Raw genomic sequence first — 24,246 nt, 5'->3', positions numbered from 1 at the left:
ACAAACACTACTTTAAATCTATATGAGAATTACTATAAATTACGCACCTCAAGTTGCCACTATCCTGCTACTGCCTCGTGCGGGCGAGCAGGCCAGTGTGCTCAAGGACAGAACCCGCACTCAAGCGGCCGGGAGTCATGTTGGAAAACTACTATCGTGAGCTGGTGTGTTTCCTGAACGCCAGGCTCGGCAACCGACAGGTGGCCGAAGATGTGGTGCATGACGCTTATGTGCGGGTCCTGGAGCGTTCCAGCGATACCCCGATCGAGCAACCCCGGGCCTTTCTTTACCGCACCGCGCTGAACCTGGTGATCGATGACCATCGGCGCAATGCCCTGCGTCAGGCCGAATCGCTGGAAGTGCTCGACAGCGAAGAGCGTTATTTCACCCCGTCCCCCCACAGCACCCTCGATCATGGCCAGCGCCTGGACATGTTGCAGCGTGCGCTGGCCGAGCTTGCGCCGCTGTGCCGCGAGAGTTTTCTGTTGCGCAAGATCGAGGGCCTGTCGCATCCCGAGATCGCCGAGCACCTTGGGATTTCCAAGGCTCTGGTGGAAAAGCACATCGTCAACGCCATGAAACATTGCCGCTTGCGAATCAAACAATGGGATGCCCATTGAGAAGTCGTCGTTAAATTTTATTTCACTGTCCTCGTTCCTACTCAACAGACGACCTGCTGTCCTGCTCCGGGCTGGCCGGTCACCCAAGCTCTTCCTCCGCGCTGTTCGGGGGTTCATCCAGAGGACACTGGAAATGACACAGGCAATTGCATCGCCCATCGTTCACGACCTGATCGGCGTCGGTTTCGGCCCTTCGAACCTGGCGCTGGCCATCGCTCTGCAAGAGCGCGGCCCGACCCAGGGCGAACTGGATGTTCTGTTTCTCGACAAACAACCCAACTACAGCTGGCACGGCAACACCCTCTCGACCCAGAGCGAGCTACAGATTTCCTTCCTCAAGGATCTGGTGACCCTGCGCAATCCGACCAGCCCGTACTCGTTCGTCAACTACCTCAAGCACCATGGCCGTCTGGTGGACTTCATCAACCTCGGCACCTTCTATCCGTGCCGCATGGAGTACAACGACTACCTGCGCTGGGTGGCTGCACAGTTCACCGAACAGAGCTGCTACGGCGAAGAAGTGCTGACCATCGAGCCGGTGCTGCACAACCATCAGGTTGAAGCGCTGCGGGTGATCTCGCGAGGCACCGACGGCCAGCAGTTCGTACGCACCGCGCGTTCGGTGGTGGTCAGCGCCGGCGGTACGCCGCGCATTCCCGAGGCGTTCAAGGCGCTGAAGGGGGATGGCCGAGTGTTCCATCACTCGCAGTACCTGGCGGAAATGGCCAAACAGCCGTGCGTGAACAACCAGCCGATGAGCATCGCAATCATCGGTGGCGGGCAGAGCGCGGCGGAAGCCTTCATCGACCTGAACGATTCGTTCCCGTCGGTGCAGGTCGACATGATCCTGCGCGGCTCGGCGCTGAAGCCGGCGGATGACAGCCCGTTCGTCAACGAAGTGTTCTCGCCGGAATTCACCGACCTGATCTTCCAGCAGAACAGCAGCGAGCGTGAGCGTCTGGTCAACGAGTATCACAACACCAACTACTCGGTGGTCGACATCGACCTGATCGAGCGCATCTACGGCATCTTCTATCGGCAGAAAGTTTCCGGGATTGCGCGCCATGCGTTCCGCACTCTGACCACGGTCGAGAAAGCCACTGCCACCGAACATGGCATTGAACTGACCGTGCGCAACAATGCCACCGGTGAAGTCACCGTACGAGCCTATGACGCGGTCGTGCTGGCCACCGGTTACGAGCGTCAGATGCACCGCAAACTGCTGGCGCCGCTGGAGGAGTACCTGGGCGATTTCGAGGTCGATCGCAATTACAAACTGATCACCGACGAGCGCTGCAAGGCCGGTCTGTACATGCAGGGCTTCTGCCAGGCCAGCCACGGTCTGAGCGATACACTGCTGTCGATCCTGCCGATCCGCGCGGACGAAATTGCCGGCTCGCTGTATGAGCATGGCAAGAACCGCGGGCACAGCCGTTCGGTGATGGATCTGTTGTTGGCGACTGCCAGCTAAGTATCCTTTCAGCCTCCACACTGATCGTTCCCACGCTCTGCGTGGGAATGCCTCAAGGGACGCTCCGCGTTCCAATGGGACGCAGAGCGTCCCCGGCTGCATTCCCACGCAGAGCGTGGGAACGATCTCGGCGATCTTGGGGGCAATCCTGAACCCTTCCTGAACACCCGCCACATTCCCCGACACATTCCCCGACACACTTCCTTTTGCGGGTTTACTCTCCAGACATCGGGGCGTAAGCTTCGCGCGTTTTCATCAATAGCGGAGACCCACAGTGGGTACTTGTTCGAGTGACAGTTGTCGGCCGGTCCTTGTAACCGGCGGATTCTCGGCAAGATAACGCGCATTCCTTTGTGCCGTTGTCTCGCCGAACAGCGAGCAGCGGCATCCCGATCATGACCGGTCCCGGTCATGTCCCGACGTCCTTCTCATCGACACTGAAAAGCCTGTGAAGTCGACTTAATCGTCGTCATTGCAGCCCTATCGACACGCCTGTCTTTCCTGACCGGCGCGCCACGCCTTGCCGTGCCGGTTTTCCGGTGCCCGGGACGAGGACGTACCTGCTCGACGGTTTCCCGGCTGACCATAGGGGCAACAGCCATGAAACTTACGCTCAAGGAATTTTTCGCAGGCTTCCTGCGGACCCGCCACATCGCCCGGCATTTCCGTCGCCTGGCCTTGCTGGAAACCCTCAACGACACCACGGTCAGCCGTGAAGTGCCGCCTACCCTGGCCAATACGCTGGTGGACGCTGCCCATTGCGACAGCGGTGTGCTGCTGTCGAACCTCGGCACTCACACCGACGGCCTCACCGATTTCGAAGTCGATGTGCTGCGTGCGCAACATGGCCTCAACGAAGTCGAGCACGAGCAGCCGCTGCCGTGGTGGACCCACCTGTGGCACTGCTACAAGAACCCGTTCAATCTGCTGCTGACCTTGCTGGCGGTGATCTCGTGGCTGACCGAAGACCTCAAGGCCGCCATCGTGATTTTCTCGATGGTGGTGCTGTCGACGCTGTTGCGCTTCTGGCAGGAAAGCAAATCCAACCAGGCCGCCGACGCGCTCAAGGCGATGGTCAGCAACACCGCCACCGTGCTGCGCCGGGACGCGCCGCGCGCTGAATTGCCGATCAAGCAATTGGTGCCCGGCGATCTGATCGTGCTGTCGGCTGGCGACATGATTCCTGCCGATTGCCGGGTGCTCAGCGCCAAGGATCTGTTCGTCAGCCAGGCGGCGATGACCGGCGAATCGATGCCGGTGGAAAAATTCCCGCGTCAGGCCGATCGTGACACGCGCAATCCGCTGGAGCTCGACAACATCCTGTTCATGGGCACCAACGTGGTGTCCGGGACGGCGGTGGCGGTGATTCTCACCACCGGCAACAGCACCTATTTCGGTGCGCTGGCGCAGCGGGTCGGGGCGACGGATCGCGCGGTGACTTCGTTCCAGCAAGGGGTGAACAAAGTCAGCTGGCTGTTGATCCGTTTCATGTTCGTCATGGCGCCGCTGGTGTTGTTTATCAACGGTTTCACCAAGGGCGACTGGACCGAAGCGCTGCTGTTCGCGTTGTCGATTGCCGTGGGCCTGACCCCGGAAATGCTGCCGATGATCGTCACCTCGACGCTGGCCAAGGGCGCGGTGTTCCTGTCGCGCAAGAAAGTCATCGTCAAACGCCTGGATGCGATCCAGAACTTCGGCGCCATGGACGTGCTGTGCACCGACAAGACCGGCACCCTGACCCAGGACAGGATCTTCCTGGCGCGTAACGTCGACGTCTGGGGCGAAGACTCCGATGACGTGCTGGAAATGGCTTACCTCAACAGCTATTACCAGACTGGTCTGAAAAACCTGCTGGACGTGGCGGTGCTGGAACACGTGGAAATCCACCGTGAGCTGAAGGTCGGTACGGCGTTTCGCAAGGTCGATGAGATCCCGTTCGACTTCAATCGCCGGCGCATGTCGGTGGTGGTGGAAGGGCGCGGCCAGCCGCATCAACTGATCTGCAAGGGCGCAGTGGAAGAAGTGCTGGCGGTGTGCAGCCGGGTGCGTCACGGTGAAGTCGACGAAGCCTTGAGCGATGAATTGCTGGCGAAAATCCGTCAGGTCACCGCAGCATTCAACGCTGAAGGCTTGCGCGTGGTCGCGGTGGCGGCACGCTCGATGCCGCAAGGTCGTGACACTTACAGCCTGAGCGACGAGCAGGAACTGACGCTGATCGGTTACGTGGCGTTCCTCGATCCACCGAAGGAAAGCACCGCACCAGCGCTGAAGGCCCTGGCCGAACACGGCGTGGCGGTGAAAGTGTTGACCGGCGACAACGAGCTGGTGACCGCCAAGATCTGCCGCGAAGTGGGCCTGGCCCAGCAAGGCCTGCTGATGGGCAACGACATCGAACGCATGAGCGATGCTGAACTCGCCGTGGCGGTGGAAACCACCAACGTGTTCGCCAAGCTGACGCCATCGCACAAGGAGCGCATCGTGCGCATCCTCAAGGGCAACGGCCACGTGGTCGGGTTCATGGGCGACGGCATCAACGACGCCCCGGCGCTGCGCACCGCAGACATCGGGATTTCGGTGGACAGCGCAGTGGATATCGCCAAGGAAGCGGCCGACATCATCCTGCTGGAGAAGAGCCTGATGGTGCTGGAGGAGGGCGTGCTGGAAGGGCGCCGGACCTTCGCCAACATGCTCAAGTACATCAAGATGACCGCCAGCTCGAACTTCGGCAACGTGTTCTCGGTGCTGGTGGCCAGTGCGTTCATTCCGTTCCTGCCGATGCTGCCGATGCACCTGCTGGTGCAGAACCTGCTGTATGACATTTCGCAGATCGCGATCCCGTTCGACAACGTCGACGACGAGATGCTGAAACAGCCGCAACGCTGGCAGCCAGGCGACGTCGGGCGCTTCATGCTGTTCTTCGGGCCGATCAGTTCGATCTTCGACATCACAACGTTCGCCTTGATGTGGTACGTGTTCGATGCCAACACCCCGGATCACCAGACGTTGTTCCAGTCCGGCTGGTTCGTGGTGGGGCTGCTGACCCAGACGCTGATCGTGCACATGATCCGCACGCCGAAGATTCCGTTCCTGCAAAGCCGCGCGGCCATGCCGTTGCTGGTGATGACCGCAATCATCATGGCCGTGGGCATCTTCCTGCCGATGGGGCCGCTGGCGCACTACTTCAAACTGCAGGCGCTGCCGTCGATGTACTTCGTGTTCCTGCCGGTGATCCTGCTGGCGTACATGGCGCTGACCCAAGCCGTGAAAGGCTTCTACATCCGCCGGTTCGGCTGGCAGTAACAGGACAGATTCCCCCCTTGTGGGAGCAAGGGGGGCGGTTTCAAGGAGTTCGACATGCAAGCGATCAACAATCTCAACCTCAGCTCATTGCTCGACACGCTGGTCAGCCTCAGCGCGGCATTCATCCTCGGCGGCCTGATCGGTTTCGAACGCCAGTACCGGCAACGCACGGCCGGCTTGCGCACCAACGTGCTGGTGGCGGTCGGCGCGGCGATTTTCGTCGACATGGCCAACCGTCTCGCCGGTGCCGAAGGCGCGGTGCGGGTGGTCGCGTATGTGGTCTCCGGCATCGGTTTTCTCGGTGCCGGGGTGATCATGCGCGAAGAGGGCAACGTACGCGGGCTCAACACCGCCGCCACGCTCTGGACCTCGGCAGCCGTCGGTGCCTGTGCCGGTGCCGACCTGCTGGCCGAAGCGGTGCTGGGCACCTTGTTCGTGCTCGCCGCCAATACCTTGCTGCGGCCGATCGTCAACAACATCAACCGTCAGCCGCTGGACGTGGTGTCGGCAGAAGTCACCAATATCGTTTATGTCATTGCCCGGCGCTCGCAGCAGAAAGCCGTGTTCGCCTTGCTCGAGGCCGAGCTGGAACGCAGCAATTACCCGGCCAGCGATGTCGATGTGCACGCCTTCGGTGCCGATGAAATCGAGATCGAAGCGACGCTGGCAACCACCTCGGTGGACGGTGATGAGCTGGACGCACTGGTGGCGCGAATCTCGACCTCGGCGCTGGTGGTGCAGGCGTTCTGGAGTCCGAGTACGACCGAATAAAACATTCGATCCGGATGAATGACTGTGTTTTTCGGAAAAGTCCTACAGAGTGTGTCCCGATGCTTGGGTAGTCTTGCCGCCACTTGGAGCAACTACCCGGACTTTCACGTTGACCGACAAAACCCTGCGCATCCTGATCGCCGACCTGCAGCATTTTCACCGGATGAAGATCGAGCGGCTGTTCAATGGTCTCGATTACTACCGCATTGCACCGGTACAGAGCCTTGCCGAACTGCTGACGCTGGTCGATTACGGCTGTCAGCCGTTTGATGTCCTGGTGATTAATGCCGAGCTGGCGACCGGGATCGCGGATCTGCGGGGGTTCCTGTTCGATAATCCACAAGTCCGTCGTGCGCTGATCTACGGTGAGCCGGCGGATTCCTCACGTGTTCCCGAGCATTTTCTGACAAAGATCATCACCAGCCCTGCGCCTTTGCCCTCAATCCGCGCCATCGAACAGTTGATGACCTCGGTCGAGGCTTCGTTCGGGCGCCCATCGCGTGTCCGATCACAGATCAGTCTGGCGCGCAACTGTCAGATCTGACAGGTGATTCAGCGTGCACACCGTGCAACAGTTGTAGCGCAGTTATCAATAGTCCCGTTCATGCAAGATCGGTGGCGTCATCACTATGTATTCGCACCGGGAGTGGTCATGGGTTCAGCATTGATCGTTGATGATCATCCGGTGGTGGTAAATGCCGTTCGCATGGTGCTGGAGTCATTCCGCTACAGTCCGATTTACGTCGCTTCAGACAGTAGCGAGGTGGTGTCTCTGGTTCGTTTGCACGGGCCGGATCTGATCGTGCTCGATCTGAAGTTACCGGGCCAGGGAGGCCTGGAAACGCTGGAGCATATAAAGGCCACCGGGTTGCTCTGCAAGGTCGTGGTTTTTACCTCTGCCGATCCTGTTCATTATCTGGTTCGCTGTCGACGTGCCGGTGCAATGGCCTTTGTCACCAAATCAGCCGAGTTGCAGCAGTTGCAGAACGCGATCAAGGCTGTCCGCGCGGGCTATAGCTATTTCCTGGACTTGCCCAATGTCACTACAGGGCAACCCGAGGTGCACAGTAATGAACGCACGCTGATCGCGTCACTGTCAGACCGCGAATTGCACATCCTGAGGGAGCTGGCTCGAGGGATATCGAACAAGCAGATTGCCGAGGATATGAACCGAAGTCACAAAACCATCAGCACCTACAAGACCCGCTTGATGCTAAAGCTCGGGATCAAGTCATCGGTGGTATTGCGAGAGTTTGCCCTGCGCAATCATTTGCTCTGAGAGGATCCGCATGAAGAGCCTGTTGCGATGCGTCCTGCTGCTGATGCTGTTGCTTGCGGGCACAGCGCAGGCGGCGACGGGCGCTCAAAGGCTGGAAATCGTTTCCCGCACCCGCCTGGAAGGCGTGCAGGTTCGCCTTGATGAGCAGGACAGACAGTGGCTGAGCGCGCATCCGGTATTGCGCATCGGTGCCTCCTGGCCGGATTACCCCCCCTTTGAGCAGACCCGCAAGCGCCATGAACTGGAAGGTCTCACGGCTGATTACGCCGATGCGATCGCGCAGGTGCTGAACATCGCTGTTGAGGTCTGGTGCTATCCGGACCGCGAAAGCGCCATGGTGGCGCTCAAGGCCGGGGATCTGGATCTGCTGGGCACGTCGAACAACTTCGAACTCGCCGACCCGGACTTGATATTGTCCCGTGCCTACGCCGAGGATCAGCCGATGTGGGTGACCCGGCTCGACGAACCTTTGCCTGGCGATCTGGCCGGCAAGCGAATCGCCATGGTGGACGACTACCTGCCAGCCTCGACCATCGAGCAGGCTTACCCGCAAGCTTCCCTGCAGCGTTACCGCTCGATTCTCGATGCCCTCGGCGCTGTCGCGTTCGGTCGGGATGCGCTCTACCTCGGCGACTTCATCAGCGCCAGCTACCTGATCAACACCCATTTTCAAAACGACCTGCAACTGGCCGGGCCCTCGGGCCTCGACGCCAACCCGTTCGGCTTTGCCCTGGCTCGCAGCAACATCCGCTTGAAACGTCTGGTCGACAAGGCCCTGCTGGCCATTCCCATGGAGCAGCGCCTGGCCATGGAACTGCGCTGGAGCGCCGGTCGAGCCGACATAGCGGCGCAGTCGCGGGTGAGCCTGAGTGACAGCGAGCAACAATGGCTGGATCAGCACCCGGTGGTGCGGGTCGGCGCTGTCGATGATTTTGCGCCACTGACATTCTTCGACACCGATGGCCGCTTCAGTGGTCTGGTCGCACAATTGCTCAACCTGATCAGTCAGCGCAGTGGCCTGACATTCGAGGTGGTGCGCGGTCAATCTCTGGATCGTCAGGTCGAGCAACTCAGAAACGGTGAGCTGGACCTGTTGCCGGTGATGACACCGAGCCGCGAGCGCGAAACGCAAATGTTGTTCACTCGCTCGTACGCCAACAGTCCCTTTGTCTTGATCACCGAGTCGAAGGCACAGGCACCGCGCAGTCTCGAAGAGATGGCGGGTAAACGTCTGGCGCTCTATCGCGGCAATCCGCTGCGTGATTACCTGCTGGAACACGTGCCGCAGATCAACCTGATCGAATTGCCGAGCCCGGCGGACGGTACGCGGGCGCTGTTTGATGGTCGGGCCGATGCGACATTGAGCTCGTTGCTGGTGGCGCGTTATCAGATCGATCACCAGTACCGTGAGCGCTTGCGCATAGCCTCTACGCTGGGGGATCAACCGGCCCGGATCGCCATGGCCACGGCGCCCGATGCCCCGCAGCTGCAGTCGATTCTGAACAAGGCGCTGCTGGGCATTGCACCTCAGGAAATCGACGGTCTGGTCGCGAGATGGAGTCGTAACGTGGTGCTGCAGGACAGCTATTGGCAGCGCCATCGAGAGCAGATATTGCGCGGGTTTGCCGTAGCCGCCGGTCTGCTGTTGCTGGCATTGGGCTGGATCGCCTTTCAGCGCCGGCAGATTCGCCAGCGCCAGCAATGGTTGTTGCAGTTACGTGAGGCCAAGGAGGCGGCCGATGAGGCCAATCGTGCCAAAAGCACGTTTCTGGCGACCATGAGTCATGAAATCCGCACACCGATGAATGCCCTGATCGGCATGCTTGAACTGGCTCTCAAGCGTGCCGATGAAGGCGTGACCGATCGCCAGGCGATCGAAGTGGCGTCCAGCGCCGGGCAGCAGTTGCTGGCATTGATCGGCGATATCCTCGACATTGCCCGCATCGAGGCCGGACATTTGTCGCTGGCCCCCGAACGCGCCAACCTGCGCGAGGTGGTGGCGTCGGTGTGTCGGATCTTCGAAGGCCTGGCCCGACAGAAGCCTTTATTGTGGAACGTAGAGCTCGATGAGCGCAGCAACGTCGAGGTGATGATCGATCCCCTGCGTTTCAAGCAAGTGCTGTCGAACCTGCTGAGCAATGCAATCAAATTCACCGATGCCGGGGAAGTGAGCCTGTGTTTGCGCGTGTTCGGCGAGCAGAACGGGCAGATTGATGTGGGCGTGATCATTGAAGACAGCGGTCGGGGGATCAGTCGCGACGATCAGCAGCGGTTGTTCCGCCCGTTTGTCCAGGTCGGCGACGTTCACTCTGTGGCGCAGAGCGGTTCCGGCCTGGGGCTGGTGATCAGTCGCAATCTGTGCCGGATGATGGGCGGCGATTTGTGGGTGACCAGCGAGCCGCAGAGGGGGACGCAGGTCATGCTGCGACTGGAGCTGCCAGTGCTGGCGCCGCGGGTGCAGAAGGACGCAGCGGCACCTGCGGTAACAATGACAAATTCACTGAACGTGCTGGTGGTGGACGACCATCCGGTCAATCGCCTGCTGTTGTGCCGGCAGTTGAGTGAACTCGGCCATCGCCCCGTTGATACCGATGGCGGTGAGCGCGCGCTGGCACTGTGGCGCGGGCAATCGTTCGATGCTTTGATCACTGATATCAACATGCAGGGGCTTAATGGTTATGAGCTGACGCGCGCGGTGCGTCAGGAAGAAGCCGCGACGGGCAGGGCGCCCTGCCTGATTCTCGGATTTACCGCCAATGCGCAAATCGAAGAAAGGCAGCGCTGCCGGGCGGCCGGAATGAACGATTGCCTGTTCAAGCCGGTGCTGTTGCGCGAACTGAGTCAGGCGCTGATGGCCGCCGGAGCAGAGACGCAGGTCGAGAGCCTGGACGAGTCGGCGGTGGCCGAGTTCGATCTGAGTGCGCTGTTGCAACTGGCAGGCGCGGACAACCCGCTGATCGAACAATTGCGTGAGGAGGTACGTAACAGTCTGCGCCTCGACCTGCAGCGTCTGGACGCATCAGGTCTTGATCGTGATGTCTTGCGTGATCTGGCGCATCACGTCACGGGCGGGGCGCACATGATTGGTGCCGAGCGCGTGGTCTCGGCGTGTCGGGTACTTGAGCAGGCCTGCCGTGACGATCAGCCCGCAGCGGCATTGACGGCCGCCATCGATTCGCTGCGCGTGGCCATGCGCGACCTCGCGCAGCAGCTTCAGGCCTGATCGGTCAGTCCCACTGCGGCGCGATGCCTTTGGGGCTGGTCAGGCGATGGCCGCGATCCAGTGTGGCGATCAGCGCCATGTCGGCGTCGCTCAGGGTCAGCGCGGTGGCGCCGAGGTTGCCTTGCAGGTTGGCGCGTTTGGTCGACGACGGAATCACCGCGTAGCCCGATTGCATCGCCCACGCCAGGGTTACCTGCGCCGGGGTGGCTTGCAGACGCTCGGCGATCTGCACGATCAGCGGATCCTTCAACACTTCGCCGTAGGCCAGGGTCATGTAGGACGTGATCTGAATGCCCTGACTCTGGGCGAATTCCACGACCTTGCGGTTTTGCAGGTAAGGGTGCAGTTCAATCTGGTTGGTGGCGATATTTTCCGCGCCGACCGCAGCAATCGCCTGTTTCATCAGGTCGATGGTGAAGTTGGACACGCCGATCTGCCGGGTCAGGCCCAGGCGTTTGGCTTCCAGCAGCGCGCCCATGAACTCTTCGACGGGCACCTGATCTTCCGGCGACGGCCAGTGGATCAGCGTCAGGTCGAGGTAGTCGGTCTGCAGTTTTTGCAGGCTCGCCTTGAGGCTTTCGATCAGGCGGTCCCTGGCGAAGTTGGCGATCCAGATCTTGCTGGTGATGAACAGCTCTTCACGGGCAATGCCGCTGCCAGCGATGGCTGCGCCGACGTCGGCCTCGTTTTCGTAGATCTGTGCGGTGTCGATGACCCGGTAACCCAGTTCAAGGGCAGTGCTCACCGAATCGATGACCACCTGACCTTGCAGGCGAAACGTACCAAGACCGAAAGCGGGAACAGACATGCAGGAACTCCAGGGTTGCAGTGGGAATGGGCAGGAGTATCCGCGTCTGATTCCTTGGGAAAAACCGCTGTCGGGGCAAAGTACTGTTGACTGAAAAGCACGAATCACCGAGTTCGATCATCGTTCCATCAGTAGAACGATGAGGACGGTTTTGGCTGACTAGTGCTAAATACGTGGCGAATTTATGATCAGCCCATGATCAACCTGATTTCGGAGCCCACCATGAAAAAACTGATCGGTATCTACACCAGCCCTCGCGGCCACTGGGTCGGCGATGGGTTTCCGGTGCGCACCCTGTTTTCCTACGACAACCTGGGCAAGCACATCAGCCCGTTCCTGCTGCTGGATCATGCCGGGCCTGCGCATTTCACCCCGACCACTGAGCGCCGTGGCGTGGGGCAGCATCCGCACCGTGGCTTCGAAACCGTGACCATCGTTTACGAAGGCGAAGTGCAGCACCGTGATTCCACCGGCAGCGGCGGCACCATCGGTCCGGGCGATGTGCAGTGGATGACGGCGGCTTCCGGCATCCTGCATGAAGAATTCCACTCGGAAAACTTCGCTCGAACCGGCGGCAATCTGGAAATGGTGCAGCTGTGGGTGAATCTGCCGGCCAAGGACAAAATGGCCGCGCCGGGTTACCAGACCATCCTGGACAGTGATATCCCGCAAATCGCGCTCAAGGACGGTGCCGGCAGCCTGCGCCTGATCGCCGGTGAGTTCGACGGTCACAAGGGCCCATCCCGCACGTTTACGCCAATCGATGTGTGGGACCTGCGCCTGAACGCCGGCAAGCTGCTTACGCTGGATCTGCACGAAGGCCGTAACACCGCGCTGGTGGTGTTGAAGGGTTCGGTACAGATCAACGGTGTGGAGTCGATGCGCGAAGGGCAACTGGCGCTGTTCGAGCGTGATGGCGATCGCATCACCCTCGAAGCCAGCCAGGACGCGGTAGTGTTGCTGCTCAGCGGCGAGCCGATCGACGAGCCGATCGTCGGTCACGGCCCGTTCGTGATGAACACCGAGCAGGAAATCCACCAGGCTTTCGCCGACTTCCAGTCCGGTCGCTTCGGCCAGATGCACGGCTGAAAAAACCGGCAGGCGCCACGTGCGCCTGCCGGTTTTTTTTGCGCACGCGCAGTGGCGCTCATCCCGCCAAATCAATTACTCCTACACTGAGCCCAATCTGTGCGATCTTCTCGCGACTGGCCCCTGTCGGAGTTGTTTGATGCTGTCTCTGCTCACCGATCATCCGTTGTTTTGCGCCTTGATCCTGATCCTGATCGATCTCGGTCTGTGGCGTCTGATCAGCGCCCACGGCAGCGCGTGGAAACTGTTGGTGCGGGTGCTGATTTTCGCCCTGTTCAGCATCCTGCTGTTCAACGAAGGGCTCAACCCGATGGAGCCTGCGCCGTGGGCCGACAACGTGCCGTTGCATCTGGCGGCGACCGGTTTGCAGATTGGTTGGTGGCTGTTCGGCGCGCGCACTCTGACGGTGTTGATCGGCGCGGTGATGATGCAGCGGGTCGGGCATACCGGGCGGTTGTTGCAGGATCTGCTGGGTGCGGTGATCTTCCTGATTGCGATCATCGCGGCGCTGGCCTATGTGCTGGATCTGCCGGTCAAAGGCGTGCTGGCGACCTCCGGTGCGTTGGCGATCATCGTCGGTCTGGCGCTGCAGAGCACCTTGAGTGACGTGTTTTCCGGGATCGTGCTCAACACCACCAAGCCTTATCAACTGGATGACTGGATTTCCATCGACGGCACCGAAGGCCGGGTCACCGACATTGACTGGCGCGCCACGCGCCTGCAAACCAGTCAGGGCAGCATGGCGGTGATTCCCAACTCGCTGGCGGCCAAGGCCAAGATCATCAACTTCAGCCGGCCGAGCAACATGTTCGGGGTTGCCGTCAGCGTGCAGGTCAGCCCCCATGCGCGGCCGAGTTCGGTGATCGATGCCCTGGAGCGCGCGATGCAGGGCTGTCGCCAACTGCTGGAGAACCCCGCGCCGAGTGTTGCGCTGAAGAGCTCCAGCAGTGCAGGCACCGAATATGAAATCAGCGGGTTCGTCGCCTCGATGAGTGAAAAGCGCGTGGTGCGCAATCAGCTGTTCGACCTGGCCTACCGGCATCTGCAAGCGTCCGGGGTCAATCTGCTGTCGAGTGATGAACCGGGTGTTCCGAGCAATCTCTCGCGACCTCGGGCGTTGCTCGACAGCTCGCCGATTTTCTCCACCCTGCGTCAGGAGGAGAAAGAAACCTTCAGCCAGAACATGACCCTGCAAACCTTCCGTGCCGGCGAGATGATTCTGGCGGGTGGGGAGGTCAGCGATCACTTGTTCATCATTGAGTCCGGCGTGGTCTCGGTGACGCTCAAGCGCCACGGCACGCCGTTCGAGTCCGGACGGATGGGGCCGGGCGAAGTGATCGGCGAGGCGGGGATTGTGTCCGATACCTCATTGCCGGCCGACTTCTCCGCCAAGACCTTCTGCGCGCTGTACCGCATCGAGAAGTCTTATCTCAAGCCGTGCCTCGATGCCCGTCACGACATCAACGATGCGATGAAGGCGCTGCTCGATTTCCGCCTGCACAAGGCGCAATCCCTGACCGAAGAAACGCCGGTAGCGGCGCCGAAGAAAGGCTTCCTGCAATGGCTGCGCAATCGCGTGTAAAAGGAGGATCCAACGCAACCGTCGCGGGGGAATCGGTGTCACAGGTTCTATCGGTCAATGGCAGGAGCCCGGACGATGAAAAAAATGCGCATTGCCACGTTCAACGTCAACGGCCTGCGTGCCCGTCTGCCAAATCTGCTGGAATGGCTCAGGCGCGAGCAGCCGGACATCGTCTGCTTGCAGGAGCTGAAACTGGTGGACAGCGCGTTTCCTGCCGCCGATCTGGAGGCCGCCGGTTACGGCGCTATCTGGCACGGTCAGGCGTCTTGGAACGGGGTGGCGATTCTTGCCCGCGATGCGCAACCGCTGGAGAGCCGGCGCGGTTTGCCCGGCGATCCCGACGATAAACACAGCCGCTACCTCGAAGCGGCGGTGCATGGGGTGTTGGTGGGGTGCCTGTATCTGCCCAATGGCAATCCGCAACCTGGGCCGAAGTTCGACTACAAGCTGGCCTGGTTCGAGCGTCTGATCAAATACGCCCGGGATCTGCGAAGCAGCGATCACCCGGTGGTGCTGGCCGGCGATTACAACGTAGTCCCCACCGATCTGGATATCTACAACACCCGGTCCTGGCTCAAGGATGCGTTGTTGCAACCGGAGAGCCGCGAGTGCTTCCAGCGCCTGCTGGATCAGGGCTGGACGGACTCTTTGCGGCATCTGTATCCCGAAGATCGGCTGTACACGTTCTGGGACTATTTCCGTCAGCACTGGCAGAAGAACTCCGGGCTGCGGATCGACCATCTGCTGCTCAATCCGACACTGAGCCCTTATCTGCACAAGGCCGGTGTGGATGCCTGGGTGCGCAACGAACCGCATGCCAGCGACCACGCGCCGACGTGGATTCGCATCGATTCGCGTAAAAGACGCTAGCCGGTGATTGGTTAATTCAATTGTCGATTCGATGCCCGGATCCCGTATACATGGCGACCATCGGCGGAACGATCCGCGCCCCCATGCAAAAGGACCCAGCCATGAGCGAGTCACGCCTGACGAATCTGCAACAGTACCTGCAACGCCTGGGATTCGATGCGCCCCCGGCGCCGACCCTTGAAACCCTGCGCCTGTTGCAACTGCGCCATACCGGCGCCTTTCCTTTCGAAAACCTGTCGACGCTCAGTGGCGAACCCGTCCTGATCGATCTGCCCTCCATTGAGCGCAAGGTCCTGTACAACGCCCGTGGCGGTTACTGCTACGAGCTGAACAATCTGTTCCTGGCGTTGCTGCTCGAGCTGGGGTTCGATGCGCGGGGGATCAGCGGGCGCGTGGTCATGAATCAGCCCGAAGGCAGCTGGACCGCGCGCACCCATCGCTTGAGCCTGGTGACCATTGACGGGGTGCGCTACATCACCGACGTCGGCTTCGGCGGCATGGTCCCGACCGCGCCGCTGGTGCTGGATACCGACGCCGAGCAATCCACGCCGCACGAACCGTATCGCATCGAAGTGCAGGCCGATGGCTACATGCTGCGGGCCAGAGTCGCTGGCGAATGGCGGCCGATGTATCTGTTCGATCTGCAGCGCCAGGAAGACATCGATTACATCCTCGGCAATTGGTACGTCTCGACCCACCCGGACTCACCATTTGCCCAGCGCCTGATGGTGGCGCGTACGGGCGACGGCTGGCGGCGCACCTTGAACAACGGCAGTTTCGCGATCCACCGTATCGGCGCCGAGAGCGAGCGGCGTGAAGTGACGGATGTCGATGAACTGATCGAATTGCTGGAACGGGAATTCGGCTTGCGCCTGCCGCACCAGCTCGGTGCGCGAGAGGCTCTGGCGCGCTTGATTCGGCCAGTTTGAACGCTACGGTTTGACGTCCGGTTCCAGTACCCGCCGGATCTCGTTCACGGCCGCCGACAGTTTTTTCTCAAGGCTCTTGAGGTCGGTGGCGGTGATGCCTTGCTTGAATTGCCCGCTTGAATCTTCGAGTTCAACAGCTGCCCCACGGCTGTTAAGCAATGCATGGCGCAGGGTGTTGTTGATTACCGTCTGATAGCCAAACCCCTCGCTTTCAGCGACCTCGCGCGCGGCTTCGATCACCGCGTCATCGAGCATGATGGTGATGCGCGTTTTACCCTTGGTGGGAGCAATGTCGCCGCGTTTACCGTCGCTGAAATTGTATCCATCTTTCATTGATCACCTCTGCGCAAAGTTGCCATCGCTCGCTGGGCTCGAATGCGTTGGCAGCATTCTTGCTTTTGTCGAACTGAATCTTGAATGACTTCATTATGCATACTTTATATGTATAAAAGGGTGCGACCGCGCCGTCGGTCGCCATGAACACTTCAGCCCAGGCGGATAAAACGTGCACTCGATTGGGGATGTGTTGCCGGATTTGTGGGGGATGAAAGCAGCGGGATAGAACGTTGGGTGGCTAGCTAACCATTATGTGACTGATAAGTTGTATACAAGTCTATGGACATTTGTCCTGACTCTTGCATACAGTGTGTGCATAACAAAAACCAGGGAACTCCCCCACCATGAAAACGCCCCATGTTTCACACCAACGGCCCGAGGACGAGAATCTCGGGGTCGGCGCGAATATGGCTTACGGCCTGCAACACGTTCTGACCATGTATGGCGGTATCGTCGCGGTGCCACTGATCATCGGTCAGGCCGCCGGGCTTTCGCCGGCGGACATCGGTCTGTTGATTGCTGCTTCATTGTTTGCGGGGGGGCTGGCCACGCTGCTGCAAACCCTGGGTTTACCGTTTTTCGGCTGTCAGTTGCCGCTGGTGCAGGGCGTATCGTTCTCCGGCGTTGCCACGATGGTGGCGATTGTCAGCAGTGGCGGGGAGGGCGGCTTCCAGTCGGTGCTCGGCGCGGTGATTGCGGCGTCGCTGATCGGCTTGCTGATCACGCCGGTGTTCTCGCGAATCACCAAGTTCTTCCCGCCGCTGGTCACCGGCATCGTGATCACCACCATCGGCCTGACGCTGATGCCGGTGGCCGCACGCTGGGCCATGGGCGGCAACAGTCACGCCCCGGACTTCGGCAGCATGCAGAACATCGGTCTGGCGGCGGTCACGCTGGTGCTGGTGTTGCTGCTGAGCAAGGTCGGCAGTTCCACCATCTCGCGTCTGTCGATCCTGTTGGCCATGGTGATCGGCACGGTGCTGGCGGTGTTCCTCGGCATGGCGGACTTCTCCAATGTCACCCAAGGCCCGATGTTCGGCTTCCCGACGCCGTTCCATTTCGGCATGCCGACCTTCCACTTCGCCGCGATCCTGTCGATGTGCATCGTGGTCATGGTGACCCTGGTGGAAACCTCGGCGGACATCCTGGCGGTCGGTGAAATCATCGGCACCAAGGTCGACTCCAAGCGTCTGGGCAACGGCCTGCGGGCGGACATGCTGTCGAGCATGTTTGCACCGATCTTCGGCTCGTTCACCCAAAGCGCCTTCGCCCAGAACGTCGGGCTGGTGGTGGTGACCGGGATCAAGAGCCGCTACGTGGTGGCGACCGGCGGTATCTTCCTGGTGATCCTCGGCCTGCTGCCGTTCATGGGCCGGGTCATTGCAGCCGTGCCGACCTCGGTACTCGGCGGCGCCGGTATTGTGCTGTTCGGCACCGTGGCGGCAAGTGGTATCCGCACGCTGTCCAAGGTCGATTACCGCAACAACGTCAACCTGATCATCGTCGCCACCTCGATCGGTTTCGGCATGATCCCGATCGCCGCGCCGAACTTCTACGATCACTTCCCGAGCTGGTTCGCGACCATTTTCCATTCGGGCATCAGCTCGTCAGCGATCATGGCGATCTTGCTGAACCTGGCGTTCAACCATTTCACGGCGGGCAACTCGGATCAGCAGTCGGTGTTTGCGGCAGCAGAAGAGCGGACCTTACGTTATCGCGATCTGGCCGCGCTGCGTGAAGGTGACTACTTCAGCGACGGCAAACTGCATGACTGCGACGGCAATGAAGTGCCGGTGATCGATCCGGATTCGGATCACGGTCATGGCGCGCCGAAGGTACATGCCAAGAGCAGCGAACACGTCTGACCGTTGTAGTTGAATGAAAAGGGCCGATCAGTTGCGAAACTGATCGGCCCTTTTTATGGCGCTGGCTTTTTCAATGCCCACAAAAAAGCCCCTGAATCTTTCGATTCAGGGGCTTTGTATTTGGCTCCACAACCTGGACTCGAACCAGGGACCCAGTGATTAACAGTCACTTGCTCTACCAACTGAGCTATTGCGGAATTGGTGCGTATGTTACTGATTTAAAAAGACTAGTCAAGCGCGAGATGTAAATTTGTTGGAAAGGTCAGGACGGGCGGCGGTTTATCGGCGATTGGCGGTTACCAGAACCGTAGCAGAGGTCTACCATGGCCGCCCGGAAGTGGTCACACGCGCTGCCGGCCATTCGCCGAAAAGGTATGCGCCATGAATAGTCCCATCCTCACCCATTGTCCTGTCGAGGTGTTCGCATGAGCACCGCACAAATCAGCCTGCCCAAAGGCGTCGGCCCGCACGCCGAAAAACTCTTCGACGCGATCACCCAGGCCGCCACGGCTGAAGAGCTGAACCGCGCAGGCGGCAAGGCCGAAGGTTTTGTCCTCGGCCTGGAAAGCACCAAGGCCATCAAGAGCCAGATCGCCGAATCGCTCTACGTCGTTTATGACGACGCGGCGACTCAGCGTGCAGCGGAGCTGGTTTAACCGCCGAAGGTGAAGGTGCCGAGCATCAGTTTGGCGTACAGCATCGTTGCGCCCAGTTGCACCAGCCACAGCGCCAGCCCGCCGAGAAAAACCCCGGCCGCGACTTGCAGCACCAGGTTGTTGCCGCGCTTGGCCGGGGCGCGGGGGATGAAGTCATCCAGATCATCACGGTCGGCGCGCAGGTCATCGTTTTTCATGTTGTCTCTCTGAAATATCGTCTGTGTGCAGTCTAGAGGGTATGGCGGGTTTTCTTCAGACAAATAAAAAACGGGAAGCCCGAAAGCCTCCCGTTTTTATTGCCACGCCGGATCAGATGACCTGAACGATGGCGTCCGTCACGGCTTCGATGTTGCTCTGGTTCAGCGCGGCGACGCAGATGCGGCCGGTGTCCAGGGCGTAGATGCCGAACTCGTTGCGCAGGCGGTGAACCTGTTCGGTGGTCAGGCCGGAGTAGGAGAACATGCCGCGCTGGCGACCGACGAAGCTGAAGTCACGCTGCGGGGCTTTCTTCGCCAGCAGAGCAACCATCTGCTCGCGCATGCCACGAATGCGCAGGCGCATTTCAGCCAGTTCGGCTTCCCACTGAGCGCGCAGTTCCGGGCTGTTCAGCACAGCGGCAACGATGCTTGCACCGTGGGTCGGCGGGTTGGAGTAGTTGGTGCGGATCACGCGTTTGACTTGCGACAGTACGCGGGCGCTTTCTTCTTTCGATTCGCTGATGATCGACAGTGCACCGACGCGCTCGCCGTACAACGAGAACGACTTGGAGAACGAGCTCGATACGAAGAAGGTCAGGCCGGATTCAGCGAACAGACGCACGGCAGCGGCGTCTTCGGCGATGCCGTCACCGAAACCCTGGTAAGCCATGTCGAGGAACGGCACGTGACCTTTGGCCTTGACCGCTTCCAGCACGTTGTTCCAGTCCGCCGGGCTCAGGTCGACGCCGGTCGGGTTGTGGCAGCAAGCGTGCAGCACAACGATCGAGCCGTTCGGCAGGGCATTGAGGTCTTCCAGCAGGCCGGCACGGTTCACGTCGTGGGTGGCGGCGTCGTAGTAGCGGTAGTTCTGCACCGGGAAACCGGCGGTTTCGAACAGCGCGCGGTGGTTTTCCCAGCTCGGGTCGCTGATCGCCACGACGGCATTGGGCAGCAGTTGCTTGAGGAAATCGGCACCGATTTTCAGTGCGCCGGTACCGCCGACGGCCTGGGTGGTGACAACGCGGCCGGCTGCCAGCAGTGGCGAATCATTGCCGAACAGCAGCTTTTGCACGGCCTGGTCGTAGGCCGCGATGCCGTCGATCGGCAGGTAGCCACGGGAGGCGTGCTGAGCGGCGCGAAGGGTTTCGGCTTCGATGACGGCGCGCAGGAGTGGAATTCGCCCCTCTTCGTTGCAGTACACACCCACCCCGAGGTTGACCTTGTTGGTCCGGGTATCGGCGTTGAATGCTTCGTTGAGGCCCAGGATTGGATCGCGGGGTGCCATTTCGACAGCGGAGAACAGGCTCATTTTTACGGCAGCTCTATTGGAGAGTGGAGGGACGTGTGGCGCTCCAGCCGAATGCACTAGAGCGGTGCACAAACGGGGAGCTAGTATAGAGGCCATCATCGATCAATGGCGACAGGCGATTCGGCTTTTAAGGTAAGTTTTTCCGATTATTTCTCGACCGTTAGTCGAATGAACCTGTCGGAGACTTTACCGGATGTAGGACGTTTGCCTTGAAAGGCGAGGCAATCGGCTCCACATTCAGCACAATCTACGTTTTTCCTTGCGCGACATCGGTCGTTTGCGGTCATTCTCGTGGTGCTGCGGTTTGTCCGCAGCGTCGCGATTCCAGAGGTGTTTATGTCTGAATTCCAGCTCGTCACCCGTTTCGACCCCGCCGGCGATCAACCCGAAGCCATTCGCCAGATGGTCGAAGGCATCGAAGCCGGGTTGTCGCACCAGACATTGCTCGGGGTTACCGGGTCGGGCAAGACCTTCAGCATCGCCAACGTGATCGCCCAGGTGCAGCGTCCGACGCTGGTGCTGGCGCCGAACAAGACCCTGGCCGCGCAGTTGTACGGCGAGTTCAAGTCGTTCTTCCCGAACAACGCAGTCGAGTATTTCGTTTCCTACTACGACTACTACCAGCCCGAAGCCTATGTGCCGTCGTCCGACACCTTCATCGAGAAGGATGCGTCGATCAACGACCATATCGAGCAGATGCGGCTGTCGGCGACCAAGGCATTGCTTGAGCGCAAGGACGCGATCATCGTCACCACGGTGTCGTGCATCTACGGTCTGGGCAGCCCGGAAACCTATTTGAAAATGGTCTTGCACGTCGATCGCGGCGACAAGCTCGATCAGCGTGCGCTGGTGCGGCGCCTGGCCGACCTGCAATACACCCGCAATGACATGGATTTCGCCCGTGCGACCTTCCGTGTGCGCGGCGATGTGATCGACATCTACCCGGCGGAATCCGACCTGGAAGCGATCCGCATCGAGCTGTTCGATGACGAGGTGGAGAGCATTTCTGCGTTCGACCCGCTGACCGGCGAAGTCATCCGCAAGCTGCCGCGCTTCACCTTCTACCCGAAGAGCCACTACGTGACGCCCCGGGAAACCCTGCTCGACGCCATCGAGGGGATCAAGGTCGAGTTGCAGGAGCGCCTGGAATACCTGCGCAACAACAACAAACTGGTGGAAGCCCAGCGTCTTGAGCAGCGCACCCGGTTCGACCTGGAGATGATCCTCGAACTCGGCTACTGCAACGGCATCGAAAACTACTCGCGCTACCTGTCGGGTCGTCCGGCCGGTGCGGCGCCGCCGACGCTCTACGATTACCTGCCGGCCGATGCGTTGCTGGTGATCGACGAATCCCACGTCAGCGTGCCGCAAGTCGGCGCGATGTATAAGGGCGACCGCTCGCGTAAGGAAACTCTCGTGGAGTACGGCTTCCGCCTGCCGTCGGCGCTGGACAACCGGCCGATGCGCTTCGACGAGTGGGAAGGGGTGAGCCCACAGACGATTTTCGTCTCGGCCACGCCCGGCAACTACGAAGCCGAACACGCAGGTCGGGTGATCGAGCAAGTGGTGCGCCCGACCGGTCTGGTCGACCCGCAGGTTGAAGTACGCCCGGCGCTGACTCAGGTCGACGATCTATTGTCGGAAATCACCAAGCGTGTGGCGCTGGAGGAGCGAGTGCTGGTCACCACGCTGACCAAGCGTATGGCTGAAGATCTGACCGATTATCTGGCCGATCACGGCGTGCGCGTGCGTTATCTGCACTCGGACATCGACACCGTCGAGCGGGTCGAAATCATCCGCGACCTGCGCCTCGGCACCTTTGATGTGCTGGTGGGGATCAACCTTCTGCGTGAAGGTCTGGACATGCCGGAAGTGTCGCTGGTGGCGATTCTCGACGCGGACAAGGAAGGCTTCCTGCGTTCCGAGCGTTCGCTGATCCAGACCATCGGCCGGGCGGCGCGTAACCTCAATGGCCGGGCGATTCTCTACGCCGATCGCATCACCGGTTCGATGGAGCGGGCCATCGGCGAAACCGAGCGCCGTCGCGAAAAGCAGATCGCCTTCAACCTGGCCAACGGCATCACGCCGAAGGGCGTGTTCAAGGACGTCGCCGACATCATGGAAGGCGCCACCGTGCCCGGTTCGCGCAGCAAGAAGCGCAAAGGCATGGCCAAGGCCGCCGAAGAGAACGCCAAATACGAAGCCGAACTGCGCTCGCCGAGCGAGATCACCAAGCGCATCCGCCAACTGGAAGAGAAGATGTACCAGCTGGCCCGCGACCTGGAATTCGAAGCGGCAGCGCAGATGCGCGACGAAATTGCCAAGCTGCGTGAGCGGCTGTTGACCGTTTAACGGATCGTTCCCACGCTCCGCGTGGGAATGCAGCCCTGGACGCTCTACGTCCGCTCAAGGTTAATGCGCCTCGCCGGCCTTCAGTCCGGCGGGCAATTTCTTGGTCAGCAAAATCGCCAACATGCTGATCCCCAGCGCAATCCCGACAAAATGAAACGCATCGTTGTAGGCCATGATCAGCGCCTGCTGATGCACGATCTCGCTCAACTTGCCCAACGCCGCCGTGTCACTGCCGAACCGATCGGTCAGCGACGCCAGGCGTTCGGCCACCTGCGGATTGGTCGGCACCACGGCTTCACGCAAATAATCGAAATAGGTCTTGGTGCGCGCATCCAGCAAAGTAGCGAGCAGGGCAATGCCGATGGCGCCGCCGAGGTTGCGCAAAATGTTGAACAGGCTCGACGCCGAACCCGCGTCCTGCGGCAGGATGTACGCCGTGGCGATCAGCGAAATGGTCACCATGATCAGCGGCTGGCCGAGGGCGCGGATAATCTGGATCTGGTTGAACTGCGGCCCGGCGAAATCCGGATTGAGCACCCCGGATGAAAAACTCGCCAGCCCGAACAGCCCGAAACCGATTGTGCACAGCCATTTCGGCGAGACGAATTTCATCAGTTTCGGCACCAGCGGAATCAGAAACAGCTGCGGCACGCCCATCCACATGATCACTTCGCCGATCTGCAGGGCGTTGTAGTTCTGGATTTGCGCCAGGTACAGCGGCAGCAGATAGATCGAACCGTACAGCCCGACGCCCATGCCGAGGCTGGAAATACTCGACAGCCCGAAGTTGCGATTGCGCAGGATGCCGAGGTTGATCAGCGGGTTGGGTTTGGAAATCTGCACGATCACAAAGGTGATCAGGCTCAGCAGGGCAATGCTGCCCAGCGTTACGATCAGGCTCGATTCCAGCCAGTCCTTGCGGTGGCCTTCCTCAAGGAAAACCTGCAGGCAACCGAGGCCGACACCCAGGGTGAGAATACCGGTGTAATCGGTGCTTTTCAGCAGCTCCCAGTGCGCTTCTTTCTTCTCCAGACCGTACATCAGCCCGGCGATCATGATCAGCCCCGGCGGGATGTTGATATAGAAGATGTACTCCCAGCCCCAATTTTCCGTGAGCCAGCCGCCGAGGGTCGGGCCGATGGATGGGGCGAAGGTGGCGGTCATGGCAAACATCGCCATGCCTTTGGCGCGGTGGTGTTCGGGGAGTTTGATCAGGGTCAGGGTGAACGCCAGCGGGATCAGCGCGCCACCGGTGAAGCCCTGCATGGCGCGAAACACGATCATGCTCTCCAGACTCCAGGCCATCGAGCACAGCAGCGAAGAAATCAGAAACCCCAGCGACACCCACACCGCCAGCCGCCGTGCCGACAGCAACTGCACCAGCCAGGCGGTCAGCGGAATCATGATGATTTCCGCCACCAGATAAGACGTCGAAATCCACGAGCCTTCTTCCAGCGTCGCCGACAGGGCGCCCTGAATATCCTTGAGCGAGGAGTTGGTGATCTGGATGTCGAGCACCGCCATGAAGGCGCCGAGCATCACGCTCATCACCGCAATCCAGTCCCGCCGGGTCGGTTCGCCGACCGGGC

The 24,246-nt window shown here is 60.3% G+C and carries 19 protein-coding genes and 1 tRNA gene; 14 read left to right on the top strand and 6 right to left on the bottom strand.

Annotation, left to right across the window (positions count from 1 at the left end; all coding sequences use genetic code 11):
* Positions 1-137 precede the first annotated feature (137 nt).
* From CAF77_RS16285 to CAF77_RS16255, 7 genes are all read left to right on the top strand, one after another.
* A complete protein-coding gene (locus tag CAF77_RS16285) occupies positions 138-620 on the top strand; it encodes a sigma-70 family RNA polymerase sigma factor (RefSeq protein ID WP_064378811.1) in 483 nt (160 codons plus the stop codon).
* 133 nt (positions 621-753) lie between these two features.
* Positions 754-2,091: a lysine N(6)-hydroxylase/L-ornithine N(5)-oxygenase family protein gene (locus CAF77_RS16280; protein ID WP_085655215.1), complete on the top strand. Its 1,338-nt coding sequence runs from the start codon at positions 754-756 to the stop codon at positions 2,089-2,091.
* Positions 2,092-2,691: 600 nt separating this feature from the next.
* The gene (gene mgtA / locus CAF77_RS16275; RefSeq protein ID WP_085655214.1) at positions 2,692-5,391 is read left to right on the top strand and encodes a magnesium-translocating P-type ATPase; all 2,700 of its coding nucleotides are present in this window, start codon (positions 2,692-2,694) and stop codon (positions 5,389-5,391) included.
* A 54-nt stretch (positions 5,392-5,445) separates the two neighbouring features.
* Positions 5,446-6,162: an MgtC/SapB family protein gene (locus tag CAF77_RS16270; RefSeq protein ID WP_064378814.1), complete on the top strand. Its 717-nt coding sequence runs from the start codon at positions 5,446-5,448 to the stop codon at positions 6,160-6,162.
* Between the two features lie 109 nt (positions 6,163-6,271).
* Complete coding sequence (locus tag CAF77_RS16265) at positions 6,272-6,706, top strand: hypothetical protein (RefSeq protein ID WP_064378815.1); 435 nt, start codon at positions 6,272-6,274, stop codon at positions 6,704-6,706.
* A 108-nt stretch (positions 6,707-6,814) separates the two neighbouring features.
* Complete coding sequence (locus CAF77_RS16260; protein WP_064378816.1) at positions 6,815-7,441, top strand: response regulator transcription factor; 627 nt, start codon at positions 6,815-6,817, stop codon at positions 7,439-7,441.
* A gap of 10 nt (positions 7,442-7,451) precedes the next feature.
* Positions 7,452-10,664, top strand: a complete 3,213-nt coding sequence (locus CAF77_RS16255; protein ID WP_085655213.1) for an ATP-binding protein — start codon at positions 7,452-7,454, stop codon at positions 10,662-10,664.
* A gap of 4 nt (positions 10,665-10,668) precedes the next feature.
* On the opposite strand, the gene dkgB is transcribed toward CAF77_RS16255, so the two are convergent.
* Positions 10,669-11,472, bottom strand: a complete 804-nt coding sequence (dkgB, locus tag CAF77_RS16250) for a 2,5-didehydrogluconate reductase DkgB (protein ID WP_085655212.1) — start codon at positions 11,470-11,472, stop codon at positions 10,669-10,671.
* A 222-nt stretch (positions 11,473-11,694) separates the two neighbouring features.
* Here dkgB and CAF77_RS16245 point away from each other — a divergent pair, with 222 nt between their 5' ends.
* From CAF77_RS16245 to CAF77_RS16230, 4 genes are all read left to right on the top strand, one after another.
* Positions 11,695-12,561, top strand: coding sequence for a pirin family protein (locus CAF77_RS16245; RefSeq protein ID WP_064384030.1), 867 nt, complete (start codon positions 11,695-11,697; stop codon positions 12,559-12,561).
* 139 nt (positions 12,562-12,700) lie between these two features.
* Positions 12,701-14,143, top strand: coding sequence for a mechanosensitive ion channel family protein (locus CAF77_RS16240; RefSeq protein WP_064378819.1), 1,443 nt, complete (start codon positions 12,701-12,703; stop codon positions 14,141-14,143).
* A 75-nt stretch (positions 14,144-14,218) separates the two neighbouring features.
* Positions 14,219-15,013: an exodeoxyribonuclease III gene (locus CAF77_RS16235; protein WP_064378820.1), complete on the top strand. Its 795-nt coding sequence runs from the start codon at positions 14,219-14,221 to the stop codon at positions 15,011-15,013.
* A gap of 101 nt (positions 15,014-15,114) precedes the next feature.
* Entirely contained in the window at positions 15,115-15,942 is an 828-nt protein-coding gene (locus CAF77_RS16230) for an arylamine N-acetyltransferase (protein WP_064378821.1), read from the top strand.
* Positions 15,943-15,945: 3 nt separating this feature from the next.
* Here the strand turns inward: CAF77_RS16230 and CAF77_RS16225 are convergent, their stop codons facing one another.
* Positions 15,946-16,275 carry a BrnA antitoxin family protein gene (locus CAF77_RS16225; protein WP_085655211.1) on the bottom strand — a complete coding sequence of 110 codons (330 nt, stop codon included), beginning with the start codon at positions 16,273-16,275 and terminating at the stop codon, positions 15,946-15,948.
* Positions 16,276-16,622: 347 nt separating this feature from the next.
* Here CAF77_RS16225 and CAF77_RS16220 point away from each other — a divergent pair, with 347 nt between their 5' ends.
* Positions 16,623-18,143: a nucleobase:cation symporter-2 family protein gene (locus CAF77_RS16220; RefSeq protein ID WP_085655210.1), complete on the top strand. Its 1,521-nt coding sequence runs from the start codon at positions 16,623-16,625 to the stop codon at positions 18,141-18,143.
* Between the two features lie 121 nt (positions 18,144-18,264).
* Here the strand turns inward: CAF77_RS16220 and CAF77_RS16215 are convergent.
* Positions 18,265-18,340 (bottom strand) — tRNA-Asn (locus CAF77_RS16215).
* Between the two features lie 228 nt (positions 18,341-18,568).
* Between CAF77_RS16215 and CAF77_RS16210 the strand changes: the two genes are divergently transcribed.
* Complete coding sequence (locus CAF77_RS16210; protein WP_085655209.1) at positions 18,569-18,799, top strand: hypothetical protein; 231 nt, start codon at positions 18,569-18,571, stop codon at positions 18,797-18,799.
* Here the strand turns inward: CAF77_RS16210 and CAF77_RS16205 are convergent.
* Both CAF77_RS16205 and CAF77_RS16200 read right to left on the bottom strand, forming a co-directional pair.
* On the bottom strand, positions 18,796-18,996 hold the full coding sequence (locus CAF77_RS16205) for a hypothetical protein (RefSeq protein ID WP_007956421.1): 201 nt from the start codon (positions 18,994-18,996) through the stop codon (positions 18,796-18,798). The genes CAF77_RS16210 and CAF77_RS16205 overlap by 4 nt on opposite strands.
* 112 nt (positions 18,997-19,108) lie before the next feature.
* On the bottom strand, positions 19,109-20,305 hold the full coding sequence (locus tag CAF77_RS16200) for an amino acid aminotransferase (protein ID WP_039770139.1): 1,197 nt from the start codon (positions 20,303-20,305) through the stop codon (positions 19,109-19,111).
* A gap of 336 nt (positions 20,306-20,641) precedes the next feature.
* Here CAF77_RS16200 and uvrB point away from each other — a divergent pair, with 336 nt between their 5' ends.
* Positions 20,642-22,657 carry an excinuclease ABC subunit UvrB gene (gene uvrB / locus CAF77_RS16195; RefSeq protein ID WP_064378824.1) on the top strand — a complete coding sequence of 672 codons (2,016 nt, stop codon included), beginning with the start codon at positions 20,642-20,644 and terminating at the stop codon, positions 22,655-22,657.
* A 60-nt stretch (positions 22,658-22,717) separates the two neighbouring features.
* Here uvrB and CAF77_RS16190 read toward each other — a convergent pair whose 3' ends face one another.
* Positions 22,718-24,208: an MDR family MFS transporter gene (locus tag CAF77_RS16190; RefSeq protein WP_170928965.1), complete on the bottom strand. Its 1,491-nt coding sequence runs from the start codon at positions 24,206-24,208 to the stop codon at positions 22,718-22,720.
* Positions 24,209-24,246: the final 38 nt, after the last annotated feature.

Origin of the sequence: Pseudomonas sp. R15(2017) (assembly GCF_002112685.1) — a bacterium.
GTDB classification, from domain to species: Bacteria; Pseudomonadota; Gammaproteobacteria; order Pseudomonadales; family Pseudomonadaceae; genus Aquipseudomonas; species Aquipseudomonas glycinae.
Note: the sequence above shows the minus strand (reverse complement) of the source record. Positions and strands in the feature narration are given on the sequence as shown.